General features: G+C 72.2%; 19 protein-coding genes and 2 pseudogenes. 10 read left to right on the top strand and 11 right to left on the bottom strand.

Annotation, left to right across the window (positions count from 1 at the left end; translation table 11 throughout):
• Positions 1 to 429 precede the first annotated feature (429 nt).
• Positions 430 to 1,076, bottom strand: a pseudogene (locus tag ACZ4V6_RS08150) (response regulator transcription factor); the annotation flags it as partial.
• 323 nt (positions 1,077 to 1,399) lie between these two features.
• Between ACZ4V6_RS08150 and pdhA the strand changes: the two are divergent.
• The 3 genes from pdhA to ACZ4V6_RS08135 are packed head-to-tail and all read left to right on the top strand — an operon-like array spanning position 1,400 to position 5,028.
• Entirely contained in the window at positions 1,400 to 2,620 is a 1,221-nt protein-coding gene (pdhA, locus tag ACZ4V6_RS08145) for a pyruvate dehydrogenase (acetyl-transferring) E1 component subunit alpha (RefSeq protein ID WP_467823801.1), read from the top strand.
• A gap of 1 nt (position 2,621) precedes the next feature.
• Positions 2,622 to 3,602, top strand: a complete 981-nt coding sequence (locus tag ACZ4V6_RS08140) for an alpha-ketoacid dehydrogenase subunit beta (protein ID WP_467823799.1) — start codon at positions 2,622 to 2,624, stop codon at positions 3,600 to 3,602.
• A gap of 19 nt (positions 3,603 to 3,621) precedes the next feature.
• Positions 3,622 to 5,028: a dihydrolipoamide acetyltransferase family protein gene (locus ACZ4V6_RS08135; protein ID WP_467824336.1), complete on the top strand. Its 1,407-nt coding sequence runs from the start codon at positions 3,622 to 3,624 to the stop codon at positions 5,026 to 5,028.
• Between the two features lie 78 nt (positions 5,029 to 5,106).
• On the opposite strand, the gene ACZ4V6_RS08130 is transcribed toward ACZ4V6_RS08135, so the two are convergent.
• From ACZ4V6_RS08130 to ACZ4V6_RS08115, 4 genes are all read right to left on the bottom strand, one after another.
• Positions 5,107 to 6,105: a BRO-N domain-containing protein gene (locus ACZ4V6_RS08130; RefSeq protein ID WP_467823797.1), complete on the bottom strand. Its 999-nt coding sequence runs from the start codon at positions 6,103 to 6,105 to the stop codon at positions 5,107 to 5,109.
• Positions 6,106 to 6,303: 198 nt separating this feature from the next.
• Positions 6,304 to 7,293, bottom strand: a complete 990-nt coding sequence (locus ACZ4V6_RS08125) for a DUF1648 domain-containing protein (RefSeq protein WP_467823794.1) — start codon at positions 7,291 to 7,293, stop codon at positions 6,304 to 6,306.
• Positions 7,290 to 7,637 carry a GntR family transcriptional regulator gene (locus ACZ4V6_RS08120; RefSeq protein ID WP_467823792.1) on the bottom strand — a complete coding sequence of 116 codons (348 nt, stop codon included), beginning with the start codon at positions 7,635 to 7,637 and terminating at the stop codon, positions 7,290 to 7,292. Before ACZ4V6_RS08120 ends, ACZ4V6_RS08125 begins: the two co-directional genes overlap by 4 nt.
• 99 nt (positions 7,638 to 7,736) lie before the next feature.
• Entirely contained in the window at positions 7,737 to 8,672 is a 936-nt protein-coding gene (locus tag ACZ4V6_RS08115) for a D-alanyl-D-alanine carboxypeptidase family protein (protein WP_467823789.1), read from the bottom strand.
• A 197-nt stretch (positions 8,673 to 8,869) separates the two neighbouring features.
• On the opposite strand from ACZ4V6_RS08115, the gene ACZ4V6_RS08110 reads away from it, so the two are divergent.
• Positions 8,870 to 9,520, top strand: coding sequence for a GntR family transcriptional regulator (locus ACZ4V6_RS08110; protein ID WP_467823787.1), 651 nt, complete (start codon positions 8,870 to 8,872; stop codon positions 9,518 to 9,520).
• Entirely contained in the window at positions 9,517 to 10,827 is a 1,311-nt protein-coding gene (locus ACZ4V6_RS08105) for an MFS transporter (RefSeq protein WP_467823784.1), read from the top strand. The genes ACZ4V6_RS08110 and ACZ4V6_RS08105 overlap by 4 nt, the downstream gene beginning before the upstream one ends.
• Positions 10,828 to 10,965: 138 nt before the next feature.
• On the opposite strand, the gene ACZ4V6_RS08100 is transcribed toward ACZ4V6_RS08105, so the two are convergent.
• Entirely contained in the window at positions 10,966 to 11,790 is an 825-nt protein-coding gene (locus tag ACZ4V6_RS08100; RefSeq protein ID WP_467823782.1) for a maleylpyruvate isomerase family mycothiol-dependent enzyme, read from the bottom strand.
• 219 nt (positions 11,791 to 12,009) lie between these two features.
• On the opposite strand from ACZ4V6_RS08100, the gene ACZ4V6_RS08095 reads away from it, so the two are divergent.
• A complete protein-coding gene (locus ACZ4V6_RS08095) occupies positions 12,010 to 12,804 on the top strand; it encodes a carbon-nitrogen family hydrolase (protein WP_467823780.1) in 795 nt (264 codons plus the stop codon).
• 16 nt (positions 12,805 to 12,820) lie between these two features.
• Here the strand turns inward: ACZ4V6_RS08095 and ACZ4V6_RS08090 are convergent, their stop codons facing one another.
• From ACZ4V6_RS08090 to ACZ4V6_RS08075, 4 genes are all read right to left on the bottom strand, one after another.
• Positions 12,821 to 13,339, bottom strand: coding sequence for an LURP-one-related/scramblase family protein (locus tag ACZ4V6_RS08090; protein WP_467823778.1), 519 nt, complete (start codon positions 13,337 to 13,339; stop codon positions 12,821 to 12,823).
• Between the two features lie 161 nt (positions 13,340 to 13,500).
• On the bottom strand, positions 13,501 to 13,752 hold the full coding sequence (locus ACZ4V6_RS08085) for a DUF6458 family protein (RefSeq protein WP_077796302.1): 252 nt from the start codon (positions 13,750 to 13,752) through the stop codon (positions 13,501 to 13,503).
• A gap of 123 nt (positions 13,753 to 13,875) precedes the next feature.
• On the bottom strand, positions 13,876 to 15,174 hold the full coding sequence (locus tag ACZ4V6_RS08080) for a M18 family aminopeptidase (RefSeq protein ID WP_467823775.1): 1,299 nt from the start codon (positions 15,172 to 15,174) through the stop codon (positions 13,876 to 13,878).
• A 110-nt stretch (positions 15,175 to 15,284) separates the two neighbouring features.
• The gene (locus tag ACZ4V6_RS08075; protein WP_467823772.1) at positions 15,285 to 17,111 is read right to left on the bottom strand and encodes an acyl-CoA dehydrogenase; all 1,827 of its coding nucleotides are present in this window, start codon (positions 17,109 to 17,111) and stop codon (positions 15,285 to 15,287) included.
• Positions 17,112 to 17,349: 238 nt separating this feature from the next.
• On the opposite strand from ACZ4V6_RS08075, the pseudogene ACZ4V6_RS08070 reads away from it, so the two are divergent.
• The 4 genes and pseudogenes from ACZ4V6_RS08070 to ACZ4V6_RS08055 all read left to right on the top strand — a co-directional run.
• Positions 17,350 to 17,769, top strand: a pseudogene (locus ACZ4V6_RS08070) (BP74-related protein); the annotation flags it as partial.
• A gap of 56 nt (positions 17,770 to 17,825) precedes the next feature.
• On the top strand, positions 17,826 to 18,290 hold the full coding sequence (locus ACZ4V6_RS08065; protein ID WP_467823770.1) for an SseB family protein: 465 nt from the start codon (positions 17,826 to 17,828) through the stop codon (positions 18,288 to 18,290).
• 135 nt (positions 18,291 to 18,425) lie between these two features.
• Complete coding sequence (locus ACZ4V6_RS08060) at positions 18,426 to 19,403, top strand: pirin family protein (protein ID WP_467823767.1); 978 nt, start codon at positions 18,426 to 18,428, stop codon at positions 19,401 to 19,403.
• 79 nt (positions 19,404 to 19,482) lie between these two features.
• Positions 19,483 to 20,592, top strand: a complete 1,110-nt coding sequence (locus ACZ4V6_RS08055; protein WP_467823765.1) for an AI-2E family transporter — start codon at positions 19,483 to 19,485, stop codon at positions 20,590 to 20,592.
• Here ACZ4V6_RS08055 and ACZ4V6_RS08050 read toward each other — a convergent pair.
• On the bottom strand, positions 20,499 to 22,688 hold the full coding sequence (locus ACZ4V6_RS08050; protein ID WP_467823762.1) for an ATP-binding SpoIIE family protein phosphatase: 2,190 nt from the start codon (positions 22,686 to 22,688) through the stop codon (positions 20,499 to 20,501). The genes ACZ4V6_RS08055 and ACZ4V6_RS08050 overlap by 94 nt on opposite strands.
• Positions 22,689 to 22,844: the final 156 nt, after the last annotated feature.

The following is a 22,844-nucleotide window of genomic DNA, read 5'->3' as shown; positions in this document are numbered from 1 at the left end:
GTGGCGGTGAGCCGACGGACGGTGGCGGTGAGCCGACGGACGGCGGTGGTGAGCCGACGGTCGGCACCGGCGGCGGCGAGGGCGGCGCGACCGGCGTCCCGGGCGGCCTCGGAGGCGGAGGAGTCTGACCCGCCTGTTCCCCACGCGCGCGTGCGGCCCGGAAGCGGGCTCCACGCGCGCGTCGCGTTCCGGGACGCGCGCGTGGAACCGGCGGCGCCCTCCGCGCCGTGCACGGAGCCGAACCGCGGCTCGGCCGAGCAGGCCGGCGGTGAGCCGGGCGCCGGAGGGCAGGGACGCACGTGCGTGCGGGGGCCGCGGGGAGACGGAGTCGCCCGTCCGCCGTGAGGGGACACGAGTTCCGAGCGGTCCCGAGCAGTTCCCAGCCGTTCCGATTACGGAACCGTCGGTGTTCCTCGGCTCCTCCCGGTGTTTCTCCGCCTGTATGCGCGCCGCGAAGGCCGCCGCCTGCGAACGCCGCCGCATTCCGGGCTCGGACAGCGGACTCGACACGTCATTCCTGATCGTTTTTCGGCCGGGTGCAGCCGTTCGCCGATCGCCCGGACGGTGAGTCCCTCGCCGATCAGCTCCAGGATGCGGCGCTCCTGCCCGGTCGGGCGGGCGAGCCGGTCGTCGACCCGGTGGCTCCGTCGCGCGGCCGCTCCGGCACCCGTGCGGTGGCCGCCGGGTCGAGCAGCGACCTCCCGGCGGCGACGTCCCGCACGGCGGACAGCGGCTCGGCGCCCCGGACGTCCTCGAGGACGTAGCCGGACGCGCCCGCCATGACCGCGTCGAAGAGGGCCTCGTCGTCGGCGCAGGAGGTGAGCGTCAGGCACCGGACGGATTCGTCGCGGGAGCGGATCTCGCGGAACGCCTGCCTCCCGCTGCCGTCCGGGAGCCGCACGTCGAGCACCGCGACGTCCGGACGGGTGACCGGGACCCGGGCGAGCGCGTCGTCCGCCGTGCCGGCCCGCCGACGACCTCGATGTCGGCCTCCCCCGCGGCAGGTCGTGCACGCCCCGGCGGACGATCTCGTGGTCGTCCAGGAGGAATGCTCGGATTTTCCCTTTTTCGCGCACGCGCTCGGTCTCGGACACGGGCTCTTCCCGTGCCCGGGGTGGCCGGGATAACGTGCCGTTGTTCCGGCCCCCTGCGAGGCTGTGACCAGTAAAACTTCCCCACTTCGCCGATTTACTTGGAAATCCGAGTAAAAACGCAGGTCAGGAGGGGTTTCACAGAAATGTGGAGCACTGGGTAACGTGCCTTTTGCAGGGATGCTCGCCGGGGCACCTGTCACGCCTGTTCCCGACCGGGCCGCACCCACCCTGTGCGACCGACGGGCCGCAGGTGAGCCGCACTGGCACCCGGCGAACCCGGGGGCCGGACCGACGGAGGAGCACACGTGACCGTGGAGAGCACTGCCGCGCGCAAGCCGCGACGCAGCGCCGGAAGCAAGGGAGCCGGCGCCACCGGCACCGAGGCCGGCACCACCGGCGCCAAGCGCACCACCCGCACCACTGCCGAGAAGGGCTCCGGGACGGAGCTCGTGCAGCTGCTGACGCCCGAGGGCAAGCGCGTCAGGAAGGCGGCCTACGCGGAGTACGCCGAGTACGTCGCCGACATCACCCCCGACGAGCTGCGCGGCCTGTACCGCGACATGGTGCTCACCCGGCGCTTCGACGCCGAGGCCACCGCGCTGCAGCGTCAGGGCGAGCTGGGCCTGTGGGCCTCGCTGCTGGGGCAGGAGGCCGCCCAGATCGGCTCCGGCCGCGCCACCCGCGAGGACGACTACGTCTTCCCCACCTACCGCGAGCACGGCGTCGCCTGGTGCCGCGGGGTGGACCCGACCAATCTCCTCGGCATGTTCCGCGGCGTGAACAACGGCGGCTGGGACCCCAACAGCAACAACTTCCACCTCTACACCATCGTCATCGGCTCCCAGGCGCTGCACGCCACCGGCTACGCGATGGGCGTCGCCAAGGACGGCGCGGACTCCGGCGTGGTCGCCTACTTCGGCGACGGCGCCTCCAGCCAGGGCGACGTCAACGAGGCGTTCAACTTCGCGGCCGTCTACAACGCCCCGGTGGTCTTCTTCTGCCAGAACAACCAGTGGGCGATCTCGGAGTCCAACGAGAAGCAGACCCGCGTGCCGCTGTACCAGCGCGCCCAGGGCTTCGGCTTCCCCGGCGTCCGCGTCGACGGCAACGACGTGCTGGCCTGTCTGGCGGTCACCCGGTGGGCGCTGGAGCGCGCACGGCGCGGCGAGGGCCCGGCGCTGATCGAGGCGTTCACGTACCGCATGGGCGCCCACACCACCTCGGACGACCCCTCCCGCTACCGGCACGACGACGAGCGGGCCGCCTGGGAGGCGAAGGACCCGATCCTGCGCCTGCGCCGCTACCTGGAGTCCGCGAACCACGCGGACGAGGGATTCTTCGGGGAACTGGAGGCGGAGAGCGAGGCGTTGGGCAAGCGGGTGCGCGAAGTGGTCCGTGCCATGCCGGATCCGGACCGGTTCGCCATCTTCGAGAACGTGTACGCGGACGGGCACGCGCTCGTCGACGAGGAGCGTGCCCAGTTCGCCGCCTACCAGGCGTCGTTCGCAGAGGCCGAGGGGGTCTGAGATGGCAGCGGAGAAGATGGCGCTGGCCAAGGCGATCAACGAGTCGCTGCGCCGTGCGCTGGAGACGGACCCCAAGGTCCTGATCATGGGTGAGGACGTCGGCAAGCTCGGCGGCGTCTTCCGCGTCACCGACGGGCTGCAGAAGGACTTCGGCGAGGACCGGGTCATCGACACCCCGCTGGCCGAGTCCGGCATCGTCGGCACCGCCATCGGCCTGGCCCTGCGCGGCTACCGCCCGGTGGTGGAGATCCAGTTCGACGGCTTCGTGTTCCCGGCCTACGACCAGATCGTCACGCAGCTGGCCAAGATGCACGCCCGCTCGCTCGGCAAGGTCAAGATGCCGGTCGTCATCCGCATCCCCTACGGCGGCGGCATCGGCGCGGTCGAGCACCACTCGGAGTCGCCCGAGGCGCTGTTCGCGCACGTGGCGGGCCTGAAGGTGGTCTCCCCGTCGAACGCGGGGGACGCCTACTGGATGATGCAGCAGGCCATCCAGAGCGACGACCCGGTGATCTACTTCGAGCCCAAGCGGCGCTACTGGGACAAGGCCGAGGTCGACACCGAGGCGATCCCGGGCCCGCTGCACAAGGCGCGGGTCGTGCGCGAGGGCACCGACCTCACGCTGGTCGCCTACGGCCCGATGGTGAAGCTCTGCCAGGAGGTCGCCGACGCGGCGGCCGAGGAGGGCCGGTCGCTGGAGGTGGTGGACCTGCGGTCCATCTCCCCGCTCGACTTCGACACGGTCCAGGCGTCGGTGGAGAAGACCCGCCGCCTGGTCGTGGTGCACGAGGCGCCGGTGTTCCTGGGCTCGGGCGCGGAGATCGCGGCGCGGATCACCGAGCGCTGCTTCTACCACCTGGAGGCCCCGGTGCTCCGGGTCGGCGGCTACCACGCGCCGTACCCGCCGGCCCGCCTGGAGGAGGAGTACCTGCCCGACCTGGACCGGGTGCTGGACGCCGTCGACCGCTCGCTGGCGTACTGAGGAGAGGGCGTTGACGACGATGACTGACAGCGCGGTGCGCGAGTTCAAGATGCCCGACGTGGGCGAGGGACTCACCGAGGCCGAGATCCTCAAGTGGTACGTCCAGCCCGGTGACACGGTCACCGACGGACAGATCGTGTGCGAGGTCGAGACGGCCAAGGCCGCGGTCGAACTGCCCATCCCCTACGACGGGGTGGTCCGCGAGCTGCACTTCCCCGAGGGCACCACGGTCGACGTGGGCACGTCGATCATCGCGGTGGCCGTCGGCGACGGCGCGGCCGCCGCCCCGGCGCAGGAAGCCGCGCCGGAACCTGCCGGGGCGCCCGCGGCGGACGCGCCGGCACCGGCCGAGGAGGAGAAGAAGCCGGAGGGCCGCCAGCCGGTCCTGGTCGGCTACGGGGTCGCCACCTCCTCGACCCGCCGCCGCCCCCGCAAGGGTCCGGCGGCCCCGGCCCAGGAGGCGTCGGCCGCGATCCAGGCCGAGATGAACGGCCACGGACCGGTCACCCGCGAGCGCCCGCTGGCCAAGCCGCCGGTGCGCAAGCTGGCCAAGGACCTCGGCGTCGACCTGGCGACCGTGGTGCCCTCCGGCCCGGACGGCGTCATCACGCGCGAGGACGTGCACGCCGCGGTGGCACCCGCGCCCGCACCGGCCGAGGCGCCCGAGGCGACCCCCGCCGCGCCCGCCCCCGCGGCCCCGGCGCCCGCGGCGTCGTACGACACGGCGCGCGAGACCCGCGTCCCGGTCAAGGGCGTGCGCAAGGCGACGGCCGCGGCGATGGTCGGCTCGGCGTTCACGGCGCCGCACGTCACGGAGTTCGTGACGGTCGACGTGACGCGCACGATGAAGCTGGTCGAGGAGCTGAAGCAGGACAAGGAGTTCACGGGCCTGCGGGTGAACCCGCTCCTGCTGGTCGCCAAGGCCCTGCTCGTGGCGATCAAGCGCAACCCGGACATCAACGCGTCCTGGGACGAGGCCGCTCAGGAGATCGTGGTCAAGCACTACGTGAACCTGGGCATCGCGGCCGCGACCCCGCGCGGCCTGATCGTGCCGAACATCAAGGACGCCCACGCCAAGACGCTGCCGCAACTGGCCGAGTCCCTGGGCGAGCTGGTGTCGACGGCCCGGGAGGGCAGGACGTCCCCGGCCGCCATGCAGGGCGGCACGGTGACCATCACCAACGTCGGCGTCTTCGGCGTCGACACCGGGACGCCGATCCTCAACCCGGGCGAGTCCGCGATCCTCGCGGTCGGTGCGATCAAGCCCCAGCCCTGGGTCCACAAGGGCAGGGTGAAGCCGCGTCAGGTGACCACGCTGGCACTGAGCTTCGACCACCGCCTGGTCGACGGCGAGCTGGGCTCCAAGGTCCTCGCCGACGTGGCGGCGATCCTGGAGCAGCCCAAACGGCTGATCACCTGGGCGTGAGCCCACGAGCCGAGTAGGCCCATGAACAGGAGGGGCGCCGCACGTTCGTGTCGCGGCGCCCCTCCTGCCGTGCCGGGATCATCCTCGGTGGAGCACGTACACCGGGTCCCCGCCCTCTGACCCGCCCCGCGGGTGGATGCAGCCGTGCTCGCGCAGCAGCCGGAGGCACGCGTCGACGCGGCGCACGGAGAGCCCCGTGCGCGCGGAGATCGACTCCGGCGGCTCGCGCAGCTCACCCTGTCCGACGAGCACCGGGGCGATCACCACGGCCACCGCCCACACGTCCTGGGTCACGGACAGCCGCTGCCGCCAGTCGGCCAACACGGACTCCGTGGTGGGCAGGGCGGTGACACGGCCACGGGGCGTGTGACGCTGGAGGACCAGGGTGTCGAACCGGTCCGCGATGCGTTCCATCGCCCGGACCATGGCCTGTTGCACGGCGAGGGTGGCCTTCTGCACGGCCAATGTCTCCCTCTGCACGTCCAGCGCGTCCCTCTGCGCGGCCAGGTTCTCCCTCTGCAACGCGATCGACGTGCGCTGCCCGTCGGCCAGCTCCTCGTCCAGCCGGAGGTTGTGCGCCTCCAGCCGGACGATGGCCTCCGCGACCTGTTCCGGCATGGCGTAGGCGATCGGCGCACCTGGCTCGGAAGGCTGCACCTCGGCCTCGTCGAGAGAGTACGAACCTTCGCGCTGCACGGTCTCGACGACTTCGGCGACCCATTGCTTGAAGGGCGCGCAGGCCGGTTTGGTGCAGGCGTTGACGAGCAGGATCAGGCCGTGCAGCGAGATGACGTTCAAGTCTCGACGCCACTGTCTACCTGCGGGAATGCTGAGACCGTAAGCTCCAGTTACGGTCTCGAGAATCTCTCGGTGCTCGTCGGGGACGTGATCCGCGAGAGCCTGACGGGAGTTGGAGTGCCCGAGTTCTTTGCAGACGTCCACCGCCGGAAACCAATGAGTTCCGTCCGGCATGGTCAGCCTCCGCACCCGGGCGCCCGTGGCCGCGTACACGAAGTCGCTGATGTCGATCGCCTCGCGCCGCTCGGCGGAGCCCTGTCGTTTGCCGGGTTCGTTCATGTGAACCACCTCCGCCGCGGAACGTAGAGCGGGGCCGGAGGCATATGCCAGCCGGTTCGGGGAGGTTCACGACTGCGAGCGAAGCTGATCGAGAACTGCTGCACCGGACGCCGGGTGTGTGCATGGGGGACGGCGGGGCGGAAGGGCTCGCCCCCTCCCCGTGTCACGGTGACCTCCTGGGGCCGTTCCGGGGCGGTGTCAGGAAGTCCGGCCTGCGCGCAGCGCGTTGAGGAGGGCCGCGCCCCGTTCCGCGTCGTCGACGCTCACCGCGAAGTCCGTACGGCGGCCCCGGGGCCGTATGACCAGGCAGTCCCCGGCGCGCAGCATCACCGTGGTGCCCAGACCGCTGAGGCGGTAGCCCCAGCCGCCCACCTGAGAGGGCCGGCGGACCTCGGCGCGCGCCGTGTCGATGTCGCCGGGCGCCCAGCGGCGCCGGGGCCAGGCGAGGGGGCCGAAGGACACCTCCAGACCGCGCTCCGAGACGCGCGCCTGCACCGAGGAGAACACGGCACAGGCGAGGGACGCGGCGGCGCAGCCGGCGATCAGTGCCCACAGGCCGCCCGGATCGGCCAGTCCGCCGACCAGGGCGACCAGCGCGGACACGGCGACGAGGCCGGTCACCGCCGCCAGCAGCTGGAGCCAGGGGTTGGCCGTCCGCGAGAACCACACCAGCCGCCGCCCCTCGGGAATCTCCAGCGCCGGGGCGTTCGCCTCCTGCTCGGCGCCGTCCCCCCGGGCCGCCGTCCGCCGGGCGGTGGCCAGCAGGCCCGCCACGGACGCGAGCACGGCCGCGGCGAGGAGCGCGATCAGCCACGCGGTCGGCTGCCGGGCCTCGTGCCAGTCGGCGCGGTCCAGGTTGGCCCGGACGACGGCGGCCTGCGCGCCGCCCAGGACCACGCCGACGGGCAGCAGCACCGCGGCGGTCCACGGCCGGGCCGTCCGCGGGCCGCTCCGCAGCAGCGGGACGGCCGCGGCCGCCGCCGACACCAGCCAGAGCAGCGCCGGGACGAAGGACGCCGCCCACAGGGGCATCGAGCCGTCGGGAGCCCCTCCGTCCAGGTCCCAGTGGGTCGCCAGACGGTCGGGCAGCCGGTCCCGTACCGCGAGCGGCAGTCCCGCGAGGACGGCGGTGACACCGGCCGTCCAGACCGCCGCCGTCGTCCTGGCCGCCACCGTCGTGTCCCTCACGGCACCCCCCTGATCATGTCGATGACATCGGTCCTGCTGTAGCCCAGCCGGGCCGCCTCGGCGACCAGCTCGCGCACGCGGATCTGCAGCCCGGAGCGCCGGTGGGCCCCCGCGGCCACGGTCACCCCCCGGCCCCGGCGGAACTCCAGCAGGCCCTCGTCGCGCAGGCCGCGCAGTGCGCGCAGCACGGTGTTGACGTTGACGTCCAGGGCCTCGGAGAGGTCGCGTGCCGAGGGCAGGCGGTCGCCGGGGCCGCACTCGCCCTCGGCGATGGCGCGCCGGACGGCGCCGGCGACCTGCTCGTGCAGGGGGTGGGTGTCGGTCTTGTCCAGACTCAGCAGCATGGTGCTATTGAAATTATCACCATGCGCTTCATCGGTACAGAGAACGGGCCCGTCGCGGCGGCGACGGGCCCGTGGTGGCGGTCTGTCCGGACGTCGGTCCTACTTGGCGAAGCCGTAGTTCATGAGCTTCGTGGCGTCCGTGGCGCGCTGCGTCGTGGACGTGGAGGCCAGGACCGTGCCGATCACCGTCTTGCCCTTGCGGGTCGCGGCGAAGACCAGGCAGTACTTGGCCTCCGGGCCCGAGCCGGTCTTCACGCCGATCGCGCCGCTGTAACTGCCCAGCAGCGTGTTCGTGTTGGTCCACGGCGCCATCGTGCGGGTGCCGCCGCTCTTCGTCCTCGTCTTCGCCGTGTAGTTCCTGGTCTTGACGATGGTGCGGAAGGTGGAGTTCTTCATCGCGCTGCTCGCGAGCTTCGTCAGGTCGCGCGGCGTCGAGTAGTTGCTGCCGTTGCCGATGCCGTCGAACGAGTCGAAGTGCGTGTTCTTCAGGCCGAGGCTCTTGGCGGTGGAGTTCATCTTGCCGATGAACGACTTCACCCGCTCCGCACGCGTCCTGCCGGTGCCGAACTTGTCGGCCAGCGCGTAGGCGGCGTCGCAGCCGGACGGCAGCATCAGGCCGTACAGCAGCTGCCTGACCGTCACCTGGTCGCCGACGATCAGGCGCGCGGACGAGGCGTTCCTCGAGACGATGTAGTCGCTGTACGCCTTCTGGATCGTGACCTTGGCGTCCAGGTTCAACTTGGGCTGGGAGAGCACGACCTGGGCGGTCATGATCTTGGTCGTGGACCCGGTGGAGCGTCTGGTGTCCGCGCCCTTGGTGTAGAGGGACCTGCCGGTCGCGTCGTTCATCACGAAGGCGCCCTTGGCGGCGATCGCGGGCACGGCGACGGCCTGCACGGGCGCGGCGACGGCCCGTGCGGGCGCGGCGGCTTGCGCGGGCGCGGTGGCGAGGGCTCCGGACGCGAGCACGGCGCCGGTGGTCACGGTGACGGCGACGGCACGGCGGAGGCGGACGCCCTGAATACCGTTTATCAAGTGAGATACCCCGATTGGTGTGAAATCCGCTGTGGTGAGGCCCGGTTGTGGTCGGTCCAGCATGGGCCGCGCCTGTGGGACACGTGAATAGCACGAACGGTTGTGCCGTCGGCGGGCGCGTCCCCCGGACGAGTGCATGCGCGTCCGGATGCTGGACGGTGTCCCTCTTGCGTCCCTGTTGTATCTATCCTGTGGGCATGACCATGGCCGTGAAGCAACCCCCCGCCGCCGACCGCGTGTACGCCCACGTCAAACAGGCCGTCCTCGAGCGTCGCTACGAGGGCGGGACCCTGCTCACCGAGGGCGAACTCGCCGAAGCCGTGGGTGTCTCGCGCACCCCGGTGCGGGAGGCGCTGCTCCGGCTCGAGGTCGAGGGGCTGCTCCGGCTCTACCCGAAGAAGGGCGCCCTGGTCCTGCCCGTCTCCGCCCAGGAGATCGCGGACGTGGTGGAGACCCGGCTGCTGGTCGAGGAGCACGCGGCGCGCAAGGCCGTACCCGCCCCGCCCGGCCTCATCGAGCGGCTGGAGGAACTGCTCGCCCGCCAGCACGAGCAGGCCGCCGCCGGCGACTTCACCGCCGCCTCCGTCACCGACCGCTGCTTCCACGCCGAGATCGTCCGCAGCGGCGGCAACGAGATCCTCTCCCGCCTCTACGACCAGCTCCGCGACCGCCAGTTGCGCATGGGCGTCGCCGTCATGCACTCCCATCCCGACCGGATCGCCAAGACGCTCACCGAGCACGAGGAGATCCTCGACGCGCTGCGCTCCGGGGACGCGGAGGCGGCCGTCGGCGTCGTCCACCGGCACGTGGGCTGGTTCTCGCACCTGGCGCGGGGTGAGGTCCGATGAGTTCCGCAGTGCCGGGCGGGAACACCCTGCCGGGCGATCCGCCCGGGGGACGGCGCGCGATCGCCGTCTGGAGCATCGGCGTCGCCGTCTACTTCGTCGCCGTCATCTTCCGCACGTCCCTGGGCGTGGCCGGCCTCGACGCGGCCGACCGCTTCCACGTGGGCGCCTCGGCCCTGTCCACCTTCTCCATCCTCCAGCTGCTGGTCTACGCCGGCATGCAGATACCCGTCGGCCTGCTGGTCGACCGGCTCGGCACCAAGCGGGTGCTGGGCATCGGCGCCGTCCTGTTCACGGTGGGGCAGCTGGGCTTCGCCCTCTCGCCGACGTACGGCACCGCGCTCGCCTCGCGGGCGCTGCTCGGCTGCGGCGACGCGATGACGTTCATCAGCGTGCTGCGGCTCGGCACCCGCTGGTTCCCGGCCCGGCGCGGGCCGATGGTCGCCCAGCTCGCCGGGCTGGTCGGCATGGCGGGCAACCTGGTCTCCACGCTCGTCATCGCCCGCCTGCTGCACGGCATCGGCTGGACGGCGGCCTTCGCGGGCAGCGCGCTCGCCGGCGTGGTCGTCCTCGTCCTGCTGGTGCTGTTCCTGAAGGACCACCCCGAGGGACACGAGCCGGAGCCGGTGCCGCACCAGGGGGCCGTGTACGTACGGCGGCAGATCGCCGCCTCCTGGCGGGAGCCGGGCACCCGGCTGGGACTGTGGGTGCACTTCACCACCCAGTTCCCGGCGATGGTCTTCCTGCTGCTGTGGGGCCTGCCGTTCCTCGTGGAGGCCCAGGGGCTGTCCCGGGGCACGGCCGGCGGACTGCTCACCCTCGTGGTGCTGTCCAACATGACGGTCGGCCTGGTCTACGGCCAGGTCATCGCCCGGCACCACGCGGCCCGGCTGCCGCTGGCCCTCGGCACGGTGGGCGCGACGGCGGCCCTGTGGGCGGCGACGCTGGTCTACCCGGCCGAGCACGCGCCGATGTGGCTGCTGGTCGTGCTGTGCGTGGTGCTCGGCGCGTGCGGACCGGCGTCGATGATCGGCTTCGACTTCGCGCGGCCGGCGAATCCGCCGGAGCGGCAGGGGACGGCGTCCGGGATCACGAACATGGGGGGCTTCGTCGCGTCGATGACCACGCTGTTCGCGATCGGGGTGCTGCTGGACGCGACCGGGGACGACTACGCCGTGGCGTTCTCGTCGGTGTTCGTGCTGCAGGCGGTGGGCGTCACGCAGATCCTGCGGCTGCGGAAGCGGGCGGCGCGTCGGGAGCGGGAACGGTCGGTCGCCAGCCGGGTGGAGACGGTCCACGTGCCCGTGTAGGCGCCCGGCGTGGGCGTGGGCGTGGGCGTGGGGGCGTGGGCGTGGGCCGCCCCGGACTCCTGCTTCGGTCCGGACGGCCTCGTCCTCGGACTCCCCCGGAGGGGCGCCCCCGGGACGGACCGGCATCACCGCCCGGAGCTACTGCGTCACCGTGAAGTTGCGCAGGATCGCCGCCGCCAGGTCCGGGTCGCCCTCCGTCTTGACGCGGTCCGCGACCGCGTCCGGGCTCACCCGGCCGCAGGCCAGGCGGACGTACGTCTCCCAGTCGAGGGTGAGGGCGGCGGCCGGGCCGAGGGCGGGGACCGCCTCCAGGGTGCCGCGGCCCTGGATGTCGACGCGGATCGTGCGCAGGAACTCGACCGGGCCGTGCACGTCGAAGACGACCGCCGAGCTGCGCGGCGCGTCCGCGCGCTCGGCGACGACGCCCGGCAGCTCGGCGAGCAGCACGTCACGGGCGACGTGCGCGCCGGGGGAGTCGAGGTTGCCGGGGCGGCCGAGGGCCGTGCGCAGGTCCTGCTCGTGCGCCCACACGGCGAACGCGTGCCGGCGCATGGACTCCTCCAGCGTCAGGTCCGGCCCGTAGGGGCCGCGCACCTTGGCGCCGGGGTCGCGCGACTCGTTCCGCAGCTGGCGGTTGCGCCGGATGATCATGTACTCGAGTTCGGACGTGATCTCGGGCGCCGTGTGGTGGCGGCGGACGTCGACCTGCATCTCCATGTACCGCTGGTGCTCGTTGGTGACGTGGAACAGGTCGCGCGGGAGCGTGTGGATGGGGCGCGGGTCGCCGAGCATCTCGGAGTCCAGGCCCATGACGTGCGAGACGACGTCCCGCACCGACCAGCCCGGGCAGGGGGTGCGGCGGTTCCACTCTGCTTCCACAAGCGTCTGGACCAGCTCGGATATCGCCTCGATGGAGTGAGTCCAGGCGTCGGCGTAGGGCTGGAGGGTGGGATGCAGACTCACGGAACGGGACCCCTCGGCGGTCGGTACACGGGCAGGTTGTGGCGGCGGTGCCAGTGGGAGGCGGCTGCGGTCGGCGCGGTCTCGGGACTCCCCCCGGTCCTCGGCTGCTCTCGAACCGCGGGAACCCCCAAGTTACGCTGCTGTGCGGCACCCCGGCAGTGCTTTCGTGTGACGATCGTAGGCCCGAGTGGACGGCTCGAATGCCAGGACGGTGGTAGTGTGCGCGCCTCTTTGATCCAAATCGCCGTGAACGAGGACGAACCCGTCGAAGCGCGCCGCCTGCGCGCGGCGTCGCTCGTCCGGGAACAGGCGGGCGCCGACCTCGTCGTCCTGCCGGAGCTGTGGACCACGGGCGCGTTCGCCTTCGAGGAGTTCGGCACGTGCGCCGAGCCGCTCCGGGGGCCGACGTACGAGGCCATGGCCAAGGCGGCGGGCGACGCGGGGGTGTGGCTGCACGCGGGGTCCGTCCCCGAGCGCGCCGCCGACGGACGGCTCTACAACACCTCCCTCGTCCTCTCCCCCGACGGTGGCCTGGCGGCCGCCTACCGCAAGATCCACCGCTTCGGCTTCGACAAGGGCGAGGCCGTGCTGATGGGCGCGGGGGACGAACTGGTGACGGCCCGCCTGCCGGAGACGACCCTCGGCCTGGCGACCTGCTACGACCTCCGCTTCCCCGAACTCTTCCGCGGCCTCGTCGACGCCGGTGCCGAGACCCTCGTCGTCCCGGCGGGCTGGCCGGAGCGCCGCCGGTCCCACTGGACGCTTCTGGCCCGGGCGCGGGCGGTGGAGAACCAGGCGTTCGTGCTCGCCTGCGCGACGGCCGGGACGCACGCCGGGGTCCCGCAGGCCGGTCACTCGGCCGTGGTCGACCCCTGGGGCGAGGTGCTGGCGGAGGCCGGCGCGGACGAGGAGGTCCTCACGGTGGAGTTCGACCCGGCGGAGGTGGCCCGCACCCGGGAGCAGTTCCCGGCCCTCAAGGACCGGGTCCTGGGCCTTCGGGCACCGCGCCGGTGACGGGAGGGCGGCGGGTTCACCCGTCCTCGTCGCCCTCCTCCTGCCCCCTCTCCCGCTCCTTCTCCGCCAGGTGGATCACGCACACCGTCAGCGCGATCAGCAGCGCCGGGTCCGCGTCGTCGCGGACGACGTCCACGCCGTAGGTGTCCCGGAGGGTCAGCCACCGCCGGGAGACGACGGCCAGCAGTTCGCCGTCGTACTCGATGGCGAACTCCCGGTCGAGGATCCTGCCGCTGACGTCCAGTTCGGTGCCGTCGGCCAGGGAGACCCGGTAGTGGTTGCGCAGCAGCGACAGCCGCTTGCGCCTCAGCGTGGCCAGCGGCTCGCCGGCGCGCTCGATCACCATCGTGTCGCGCAGGGCGAACATCTTCTGGTGGATGTCGATGAGCACCCGTCCCCGGGCGTCCTTCAGCTCCCAGGTGTCCCGCAGCCGCATCGCCTTGCCGTCGACGAGGAACGCCTTGTTGCCCTCGGCGTCCTCGATCCAGTAGTCGTCACCGAAGCCGAGGAGCCGGTCGTACACGAGGAATCTCATGATCCGACCGCTTCCCCGCCGGACGCACCGGGACGCGGCCGGTAGGCCGACAGGCCGAACCCGGCCCCCCGGGCCCGGGCCTTCGGCCGCGGCGCCGGCCGGGCCGGGGCGGGCTCCCGGACGGGACGGACGCCGTGCACGCCCGGGGTGTCCGGCACCGCTCAGACGCCGTAACCGTCGCTGTAGCCGTCACGCGTGTGGTGGTGGGGCCGCTCCTCGACGACGGGGGTCGTCGGCGGCATCACGACGCGGCGGCGCCGGGCGATGCTGCTGAACGTCGCGACCCCGATCAAGCCGACGATCATGAAGATGACACCGACCAGGTCGAGGTTGACGCCCTGCATGTCCCAGTCGGTCGCGAACGTGAGGATGGCTCCCACGGCGATGAGGATGATGCATCCGCCGAGGCCCATGAGTGTCGCCTCCCTGTAGGTCCGGTCGGTCCGGCTTTCCGGTCGATCCGGTTCCGTTCGGGTACCCCCGGCCGGAACAGCCATGCGGGGCAAGGGTGTTCCGGCCGGGAGCGCGGCGCGGGCTCAGTCCTCCAGGAACGCCACCAGCGCGTTCGCCAGCAGGTGCGGGTCGTCGGCGCCGCACAGCTCCCGGACGCTGTGCATCGACAGGATGGCCACGCCGATGTCGACGGTGCGGATGCCGTGCCGGGCCGCGGTGATCGGTCCGATGGTCGTGCCGCAGGGCATGGAGTTGTTGGAGACGAAGGTCTGGAAGGGGACGTCCGCCTTCTCGCAGGCGGCGGCGAAGACCGCGCGTCCCGAACCGTCCGTGGCGTAGCGGTTGTTCACGTTGACCTTGAGGATGGGGCCGCCGTTGACGCGCGGGTGGTGTGTCGGGTCGTGCCGTTCCGCGTAGTTGGGGTGGACGGCGTGCCCGGTGTCGGAGGACAGGCAGACGGTGCCGGCGAAGGCCCGGGCCCGGTCCTCGTAGGAACCGCCGCGCGCGAACACCGAGCGCTCCAGCACGCCGCCGAGCAGCGGGCCGTCCGCGCCGGTGTCCGACTGGGAGCCGTTCTCCTCGTGGTCGAAGGCGGCGAGCACGGGGATGTGGGGGAGACCGGCGCCGGACGTCGCGGCGGCGGTCAGGGCGGCGGTCCCGGCGTGCACGGACAGCAGGTTGTCCATGCGGGGACCGGCCACCAGTTCCCGGTCGCGGCCCAGGTACGCGGGGGGCTCCACGGAGTGGGTCATCAGGTCCCAGCCGGTGACCGCGCCGGGCTCCAGGCCGGCCTCCTCCTCCAGGAACGCGATGAGGTCGCCGTCGCGCACGGTGTCGCCGAGGCCCCAGACGGGCTGGAGGTGGCGCTGCTTGTCCAGCTTGAGGCCCTCCGCCGACACGTTGCGGTCCAGGTGGATGGCGAGCTGGGGGACGCGGAGCAGCGGACGGTCGACGTCGACCAGGCGCGTCGAGCCGTCGCGCAGGGAGAGGCGGCCGGCCAGGCCCAGGTCGCGGTCGAGCCAGGAGTTCATCAGCGGCCCGCCGTAGATCTCCACGGCGACCTGCCGCCAGCCGTGCGCGCCGCTGTCGGGCCGCGGCTTCACGCGCAGGTTGGGGGAGTCGGTGTGCGCGCCGACGATGCGGAAGGGGGTGTGCGGCTCGGCGCCTTCGGGGACGTACCAGGCCACGATCGCGCCGCCGCGCAGCACGTACGTGCCGCCCGTCGTCCCCTCCCAGGCGTCCGTCTCCGAGACCTGCCGGAAACCGGCCTTCTCCAGGCGCTCGGCGGCGTTCGCCACCGCGTGGTACGGCGTCGGGCTGGCCGCCAGGAAGGACATCAGGTCGTCGGTGTGGCCGCGGTCGAAGCGGGAGGGTGCGCTCATGGGTTCACCTTAACGACGTGCGAGGGCCCGCTTCCCGTCTGCCGGGAGCGGGCCCTCGCGAGGGTGTGTGGGGACTGTGGAGGACGGGGCCCGAAGGCCCCGCGGGGGCCTTAGAAGGCGGCCTCGTCCAGCTCCATCAGGTCCAGCTCGACGCCCTGGGCGACCTTGCGGGCCAGGGTGACGCCGGGCAGGACGTTGGCCGCGAAGAACTTCGCCGCGGCGATCTTGCCGGTGTAGAAGGCCTTGTCCTTGGCGGACGCGGTCGGCAGCTTCTCGGCGGCCACGGCGGCGCCCTTGAGGAGCAGGTAGCCGACGATCACGTCGCCGGAGGCGAGCAGCAGGCGGGTGGTGTTGAGACCCACCTTGTAGATGTTCTTGACGTCCTGCTCGGTGGCCGCGAGGTCGGTCAGCATCAGGCCGACGATGGCCTCCAGCTCGACGGCGGCCTTGGCGAGGTGCTCGCGGGCGCCGGACAGCTCCTCGCCGCCGGTGGCGAGCGCCAGGAACTTCTTGATGTCCTCGGCGAGCGAGTTCAGCGCGGCGCCCTGGTTGCGGACGATCTTCCGGAAGAAGTAGTCCTGGCCCTGGATCGCCGTGGTGCCCTCGTACAGGGTGTCGATCTTGGCGTCGCGGATGTACTGCTCGATCGGGTACTCCTGCAGGAAGCCGGAGCCGCCGAAGGTCTGGAGCGACTGGGCGAGCTGCTCGTAGGCCTTCTCGGAGCCGTAGCCCTTGACGATGGGCAGGAGCAGGTCGTTGAGGGCGTGCGCGGCGGAGGCGTCCTCGCCGTTCGCCTCCTTGACCTGGATCTCGTCCTGGACGGAGGCGGTGTACATCACCAGCGCGCGCATGCCCTCCGCGTACGCCTTCTGCGTCATGAGGGAGCGGCGGACGTCCGGGTGGTGCGTGATGGTGACCTTGGGGGCGGTCTTGTCCATGAAGTTCGCCAGGTCGGGGCCCTGGACGCGCTCCTTGGCGTACTCCAGGGCGTTGAGGTAGCCCGTGGAGAGGGTGGAGATCGCCTTCGTGCCGACCATCATGCGGGCGAACTCGATGATGCGGAACATCTGGCGGATGCCGTCGTGCTTGTCGCCGATCAGCCAGCCCTTGGCGGGGTGGCGGTCGCCGAAGGTCATCTCGCAGGTGTTGGAGGCCTTGAGGCCCATCTTGTGCTCGACGTTGGTGGCGTAGACGCCGTTGCGCTCGCCGAGCTCGCCGGTCTCGAAGTCGAACTCGTACTTCGGGACGAGGAAGAGGGACAGGCCCTTGGTGCCGGGGCCGGCGCCCTCGGGGCGTGCGAGGACGTAGTGGAGGATGTTCTCCGACATGTCGTGCTCGCCGGACGTGATGAAGCGCTTGACGCCCTCGATGTGCCAGGAGCCGTCCTCCTGCTGCACGGCCTTGGTGCGGCCGGCGCCGACGTCCGAGCCGGCGTCCGGCTCGGTGAGGACCATCGTCGAGCCCCACTGCCTCTCGACGGCGATCTTGGCGATGTGCTTCTGGACCTCGTTGCCCTCCTCGAAGAGGATGCCCGCGAAGGCCGGGCCGGAGGAGTACATCCACACGGCCGGGTTGGCGCCGAGGATCAGCTCCGCGTAGGCCCAGATGAGGGAGCGCGGGGAGGTGGTGCCGCCGATCTCCTCGGGCAGGCCGAGACGCCAGTACTCGGAGTCCATGAAGGCCTGGTAGCTCTTCTTGAAGGAGGCGGGGACCGGCGCGGTGTTGGTCTCCGGGTCGAAGACCGGCGGGTTGCGGTCGGCGTCGGCGAAGGACTCCGCCAGCTCGTTCTCCGAGAGGCGGCACAGTTCCTCGAGGACGCTCCTGGCGGTGTCCGCGTCCATCTCCGCGAACGGGCCCGTGCCGTACACCTTGTCACGGCCGAGCACCTCGAAGAGGTTGAACTCGATGTCCCGGAGATTCGGCTTGTAGTGCCCCATGGCGACGGCTCCGTTGAGAGATCGGCGAGGCACTGGATCCTCGCGCCCTGTACACGTACCAACTAGTAGCTCCGATGATGCTACCCGTCGGTAATAAGAAGCAACCCCGCACCGTCCCTCTGTGACACGTCTCAAGCGCCACCCGCTCAGGCGAGCCGCCGCTCCCGCCCGGTGTGTCCCGTCATCGCTCCGCCGCTTTCCGTGACGGCTCCGGTTCCCGGCGTGACCGGAGCTCTTCGTGCGACGACTTCAGGCCCGGCTCGGCGGCCTCGTGGCGGCGGTGACGCTGTCCGTCGGCCCGGCCCGGCCCGGCCCGGCCCGCCCGCGCGGCCGGCCCGGCCTCCTCCGAGTCCGCCGACGTCACCCGCGAGCGGGCGATCGTCCGGATCGGCGATCCGGGGGAGGTCCGGCACGCCCGGGACCTGCTGGGCGGGGAGACGGGCGAACGCCCCACCTCGTCGGGCGGATCGTCAGGAGCACGGCCCCCTGCGGCCCGGGACGGTCCTTCCCCTGCGACCCGGGGACCGTCCGGTTCTTCGACGTGGTCATCGGGGTGTGCGACGCCGCCCTGCCCCATGCCGGGGACCATCCGGACGAAGCGGTCGGCGCCTTCCTGGCCGGGCTCCACCGGTGCCCCCGGACCTCCCGGCCGGCCCGTGAGGTTCCGGCCCCATGGGCCTTTCGGGCGGCGGGCGGCTCGGTACGCTTCTCCCCATGTACGGCTATGACCAGAACGCGGGTGCCCAGCAGCAGTACGCCCCGCCCCAGCAGCCGATGGCCGGCGGCTACGGGCAGCAGCCGCCGCTGTACCCCGAGCCGTCGCCGCCCTCGCTCGCGGACGCGGTGCGCGCCTTCACCACCGGGCAGATGGCCGCCGAGGACTTCCAGCAGATCTTCGCCACCTCCAAGGTCTACTGCCCGCGCGGCGACAACCCCGGTTTCCTGGCGCTGCACAACACCCAGCAGCCGGTGATCCCGATGTTCACCTCGCTCAAGGAGCTGCGCCGGTACGCGGGCAAGGAGTCCAAGTACTTCGTGATCACCGGCGCCGAGGTGATCGACCTGCTGCCCACCGGGTACGGCTTCGTCCTGGACATGGAGGGCGAGCACCGGATGGTGTTCGACGCGAAGGCCGTCGAGCAGATGGTCGACTTCGCGATGCGCCGCATGTACGGCTAGGCGCCGTCGCCGCGCGGCCGGCCGGCCGGCCGTCACCGGTGGAGCCCGGAGGGAATGCCCTCCGGGCTTTCTCTGTTGGGGGTGGCAAGAAGTTCAACGCTCAACTAAAGTGGGCGTACCCGAGGAGGTACCGACATGCCTGCAGTGACCGTCGAGAACCCGTTGACGCTGCCCCGCGTATCCGCACCCGCCGACGCCGTGGCACGTCCCGTGCTCACCGTCACGACCGCGCCGAGCGGTTTCGAGGGCGAGGGCTTCCCGGTGCGCCGCGCGTTCGCCGGGATCAACTACCGCCATCTCGACCCGTTCATCATGATGGACCAGATGGGCGAGGTGGAGTACGCGCCCGGAGAGCCCAAGGGCACGCCCTGGCACCCGCACCGCGGCTTCGAGACCGTCACGTACATCATCGACGGGATCTTCGACCACCAGGACTCCAACGGCGGCGGCGGCACCATCACCAACGGCGACACCCAGTGGATGACGGCGGGTTCCGGCCTGCTGCACATCGAGGCGCCGCCGGAGCAGCTGGTCATGTCCGGCGGTCTCTTCCACGGCCTCCAGCTGTGGGTGAACCTGCCGGCCAAGGACAAGATGATGGCCCCGCGCTACCAGGACATCCGCAGCGGCTCGGTGCAGCTGCTCACCTCCCCCGACGGCGGCGCGCTGCTGCGGGTCATCGCCGGCGAGCTGGACGGCCACGAGGGCCCCGGCATCACGCACACGCCGATCACGATGGTCCACGCGACGCTGGCGCCGGGCGCCGAGGTCACGCTGCCCTGGCGGGAGGACTTCAACGGCCTCGCGTACGTGCTGGCCGGGCGCGGCTCGGTGGGCGCCGAGCGGCGTCCGGTCCACCTGGGGCAGACGGCGGTCTTCGGGACCGGTGGTTCGCTGACCGTCCGCGCGGACGAGAAGCAGGACTCGCACACCCCCGACCTCGAGGTCGTCCTCCTGGGCGGACGGCCCATCCGCGAGCCCATGGCCCACTACGGCCCGTTCGTCATGAACACCAAGGACGAGCTGATGCAGGCCTTCGAGGACTTCCAGAAGGGCCGGCTGGGCACCGTCCCCGCGGTGCACGGCATGTCCGCCGAGGGTCCCGGCGCCTGACGGCCCCACGGCCGCGTGGCCTCACCCGGGTGGGCCGTCCGCACAGGACAGCCCGCCCGGCGCGTGATCGGCTGGAGCGGTGCACCTGCTTCCCGGTCCGGTACGACGCTTCGCCGCCTGGTGCGTCGTCATCCTGCTCGCCAGCGGTGTCGTCTACGTCGTCGTCCGGCTGTGCGACGAGTTCCGCACCGCGGTGACGCCGGCGCTGCTGGCGCTGCTCGGCACGGCCCTGCTCCGGCCGCTGTACCGGCGGCTGGTGAAGGCGCACGTGCAGCGGTCGCTGGCCGCGGGGCTGACCTGCGTCGCCGTCGTGGCCGTGGTCGGCGGGGCCGTGTACATCGTGGCCGCCGCGCTCGTCGACACCGGCGACCAGATCATCGCCTCCCTCAAGGACGCGGCGCGGGGCGTCGCCGAGCACTTCGGGGCGGCCGGGACGTCGCTGGACGACGTCGCGTCCAACTCGCGCGAGCTGCTGGGCAGGTTCGGCGGCACGGCGGCCTCCGGGGTGATCACCGGGGTGAGCGTGGCCGGCGAGATGATGGCCATGGCGGTCCTCGCGCTGCTGCTCGTCTTCTTCTTCCTGCGCGACTTTGACCGCGCCGTGGGCACGGTGCGCTCCGTCGTCCCCCGGGGGAGCGCCGACATGGCCGAGGCGATGGCCCGGCGGGCCTTCGGGGCCGTCGAGGGTTTCATGCGGGGCACCACCCTCATCGCCCTCATCGACGCCGTCTGCATCACCGTGGGGCTGCTGGTGCTCCGCGTGCCCGGCGCGGTGGGGCTCGGCGCGCTGGTCTTCGTCGGCGCCTACATCCCCTATCTCGGCGCCTTCATCTCCGGCGCCGTCGCCGTGCTGGTCGCGCTCGCCGACCGCGGGTTCGTCATCGCGCTGTGGGCCCTCGGGGTGGTGCTGGCCGTGCAGGTGCTGGAGGGGCACGTGCTCCAGCCGGTGATCCAGAGCCGGACCGTGCAGATGCACCCGGCGGTCGTGCTGCTGGCGCTCACCGCGGGGGCGTCGGTGGCGGGCATCCTGGGCATGCTCCTCGCCGTCCCGCTCACCGCCGCCGCGTTCGGGGTCGTCCACGAGCTCCAGGGCCGCTACTCGGCCTCCGAGAAGGCGTCCACGAGTCCCGGGACGGCGTCCGGGCCGCCCTCCGGCCCGCCCCCGGACCCGTCCTCCGGGGATTCGTAGAACTCGAACCAGATGCTCTTGCCCTTGCCGCGGGGGGCGACGCCCCACGCGTCCGAGAGCAGCTCGATCAGCATCAGGCCGCGTCCGGAGGACGCCATCTCCCCCGGCCGCCGCTTGTGCGGCAGGTCGTCGCCGCTGTCGGTGACCTCCACCCGGATGAGCCGCTCGCCCGGATCCCCGCTGACCTCGGCGACCAGCAGCGCGTCGGCGTCGGTGTGGACGAGGACGTTCGTCAGCACCTCGGACAGCAGCAGGACCGCCGCGTCCCGCTGCTCCTCGTCGGGCCAGTCGTGCAGCAGTTCCCGCATCAGCTGCCGGGCGGCGGCGATCCGCTCCGGCTCGGCCTGCGCGACCGTCAGCACCGTGCGCCGCACGGGGGGCCGGGCGACCGTGCTGGTGCCGTGGCCGCAGCTCTCGTCCCGCCAGCACAGCAGCACCAGGGCGATGTCGTCGTCCCGCCGGTCGGCCAGGGGGCCGGTGGTGTGGTGCGAGGGCGGGCCGTGCACCGCCTGGACGAGTGCGTCGGCCAGTTCCTCCAGGTCGCCCTCGTGCTCCTCCAGGACGACCCGCAGGCGGTGCCAGCCGGTCTGGAGGTCGTGACCGCCCGTCTCGACCAGTCCGTCCGTGCACAGCATGAGGGTGTCGCCGGGCTCCAGGGCGAGCCGGGAGATCGGGTAGTCGGAGTCCGGGTCGACCCCGAGCGGCAGGCCGCCCTCCGTGGCGAGGATCAGCGCCGTGCCGTCGGCCATCCGCACCACGGGGTCCAGGTGTCCCGCCCGGGCGCTCTCCACGATGCCGGCCGCCGGGTCCACCTCCGCGTAGAAGCAGGTCGCGAAGCGCAGGTCGGCGGGGTCCTCGGTGGAGTCGGCCAGGCTGTGGAAGAAGTGGGAGGCCCGGGAGAGCACCGCGTCGGGCCGGTGGCCCTCCGACGCGTAGGCGCGCAGGGCGATGCGCAGCTGGCCCATGAGCGCGGCGGCCCGTACGTCGTGGCCCTGGACGTCGCCGATGACGATGGCGAAGCGGCCCCGGGGCAGCGGGATCAGGTCGTACCAGTCGCCGCCGACCTGGAGTCCGCCGCCGGTGGGGACGTAGCGGGCGGCGATGCTCATGCCGGGGATCTCGGGTCCCAGCGCGGGCAGCATGGTGCGCTGCAGGTCGTCGGTCAGCTCCCGCTGGGTCTCGGCGGCGCCCGCCCGGGACAGCGCCTGCGCCAGCATCCGGGCCACGGTGGTCAGCACCGACCGCTCGTCCGGGGTGAAGGCGACGGGATGGGCGAAGGCGGCCATCCAGGCACCCATGGTGCGGCCCCCCGCGACCAGGGGCAGGAAGGCCCAGGACTGGCGGCCGAAGCGCTCGGCGAGCGGCCAGGTGATCGGGTAGCGGGAGCGGTACTGGACGGGGGAGGAGAGGTAGACGGCGCGGCCGGTGCGGACCGCCTCGGCGGCCGGGTAGTCCGTGTCCAGCGGCATGTCCACGAACGGGCCCATGTCGTTCTGCGGCTGGCCGTGGTGGCCGATGACCGTCAGGTGGTCGCCCGACACCCCGAAGACGGCGAGCCCGTCCGGTGTGAAGCCCGGCATCGACAGGCCCGCCGCGACCCGCAGCACCTCCTCGGTCGACCGTGCCTCGGCCAGGGCCCGGCCCGCGTCCAGCAGGAACGCCTCCCGGGAACGGCGCCAGTCGCCGGTGACCGCGCTGCGCGCGGCGGAGGTGCCGGGGGCCGGCTCGGTGACCTCCTGGAGGGTGCCGATCAGCTCGTACGTCTTGCGCACGCGGTCGTAGGACGGCTTGGAGCGGCTGCGGACGACGCGGATCACCTGTCCCCGCTCGTCCATGACGCGGATCCGGACCTCGGCGACGGTGTGCTCGGCGACGGCCAGCCGGACGACGCCGGTGATCTCGTTCCAGTCGACGGGGTGGAGACGGGCACGGGCCTGGGCCTCGGTGAGGCTCGTCCGCTCGGCCGGCAGACCGAGCAGCCGGGCCGCCTCGGCGTCGACCGTGACCCGCCCGGCGGCGGTGTCCCAGTGCCACAGTCCGGTGCCGAGAGCGGCGAGGACGTCCCCCACCTCGGGAAGGGGATCACCAGTGCGCATTGCCCCACTCTAAGAAGAGGTGGTCGGAGGCTGCCACCGCTCGCTCCCGCGGTATTGGTGAGGAACCGGACCCCGGGTCCCCGGTACGCTGGGGTTGTTTCACGTGAAACACGGACCGCGAGACCACGGCAGGTGAGCCCCGTGAGATCCGTGGGA

This window comes from Streptomyces sp. NPDC029152, assembly GCF_055564355.1.
The sequence above is the reverse complement of the archived record's forward strand: the minus strand, read 5'-3'. Positions and strand labels throughout refer to the sequence as shown.

Coding starts and splice junctions, on each gene's coding strand:
- ACZ4V6_RS08140 (WP_467823799.1), top strand. CDS start 2,622: ATGGCAGCGGAGAAGATGGCGCTGGCCAAGGCGATCAACGAGTCGCTG.
- ACZ4V6_RS08135 (WP_467824336.1), top strand. CDS start 3,622: ATGACTGACAGCGCGGTGCGCGAGTTCAAGATGCCCGACGTGGGCGAG.
- ACZ4V6_RS08130 (WP_467823797.1), bottom strand. CDS start 6,105: ATGAACGAACCCGGCAAACGACAGGGCTCCGCCGAGCGGCGCGAGGCG.
- ACZ4V6_RS08120 (WP_467823792.1), bottom strand. CDS start 7,637: ATGCTGCTGAGTCTGGACAAGACCGACACCCACCCCCTGCACGAGCAG.
- ACZ4V6_RS08110 (WP_467823787.1), top strand. CDS start 8,870: ATGACCATGGCCGTGAAGCAACCCCCCGCCGCCGACCGCGTGTACGCC.
- ACZ4V6_RS08105 (WP_467823784.1), top strand. CDS start 9,517: ATGAGTTCCGCAGTGCCGGGCGGGAACACCCTGCCGGGCGATCCGCCC.
- ACZ4V6_RS08090 (WP_467823778.1), bottom strand. CDS start 13,339: ATGAGATTCCTCGTGTACGACCGGCTCCTCGGCTTCGGTGACGACTAC.
- ACZ4V6_RS08085 (WP_077796302.1), bottom strand. CDS start 13,752: ATGGGCCTCGGCGGATGCATCATCCTCATCGCCGTGGGAGCCATCCTC.
- ACZ4V6_RS08080 (WP_467823775.1), bottom strand. CDS start 15,174: ATGAGCGCACCCTCCCGCTTCGACCGCGGCCACACCGACGACCTGATG.
- ACZ4V6_RS08075 (WP_467823772.1), bottom strand. CDS start 17,111: ATGGGGCACTACAAGCCGAATCTCCGGGACATCGAGTTCAACCTCTTC.
- ACZ4V6_RS08065 (WP_467823770.1), top strand. CDS start 17,826: ATGTACGGCTATGACCAGAACGCGGGTGCCCAGCAGCAGTACGCCCCG.
- ACZ4V6_RS08060 (WP_467823767.1), top strand. CDS start 18,426: ATGCCTGCAGTGACCGTCGAGAACCCGTTGACGCTGCCCCGCGTATCC.
- ACZ4V6_RS08050 (WP_467823762.1), bottom strand. CDS start 22,688: ATGCGCACTGGTGATCCCCTTCCCGAGGTGGGGGACGTCCTCGCCGCT.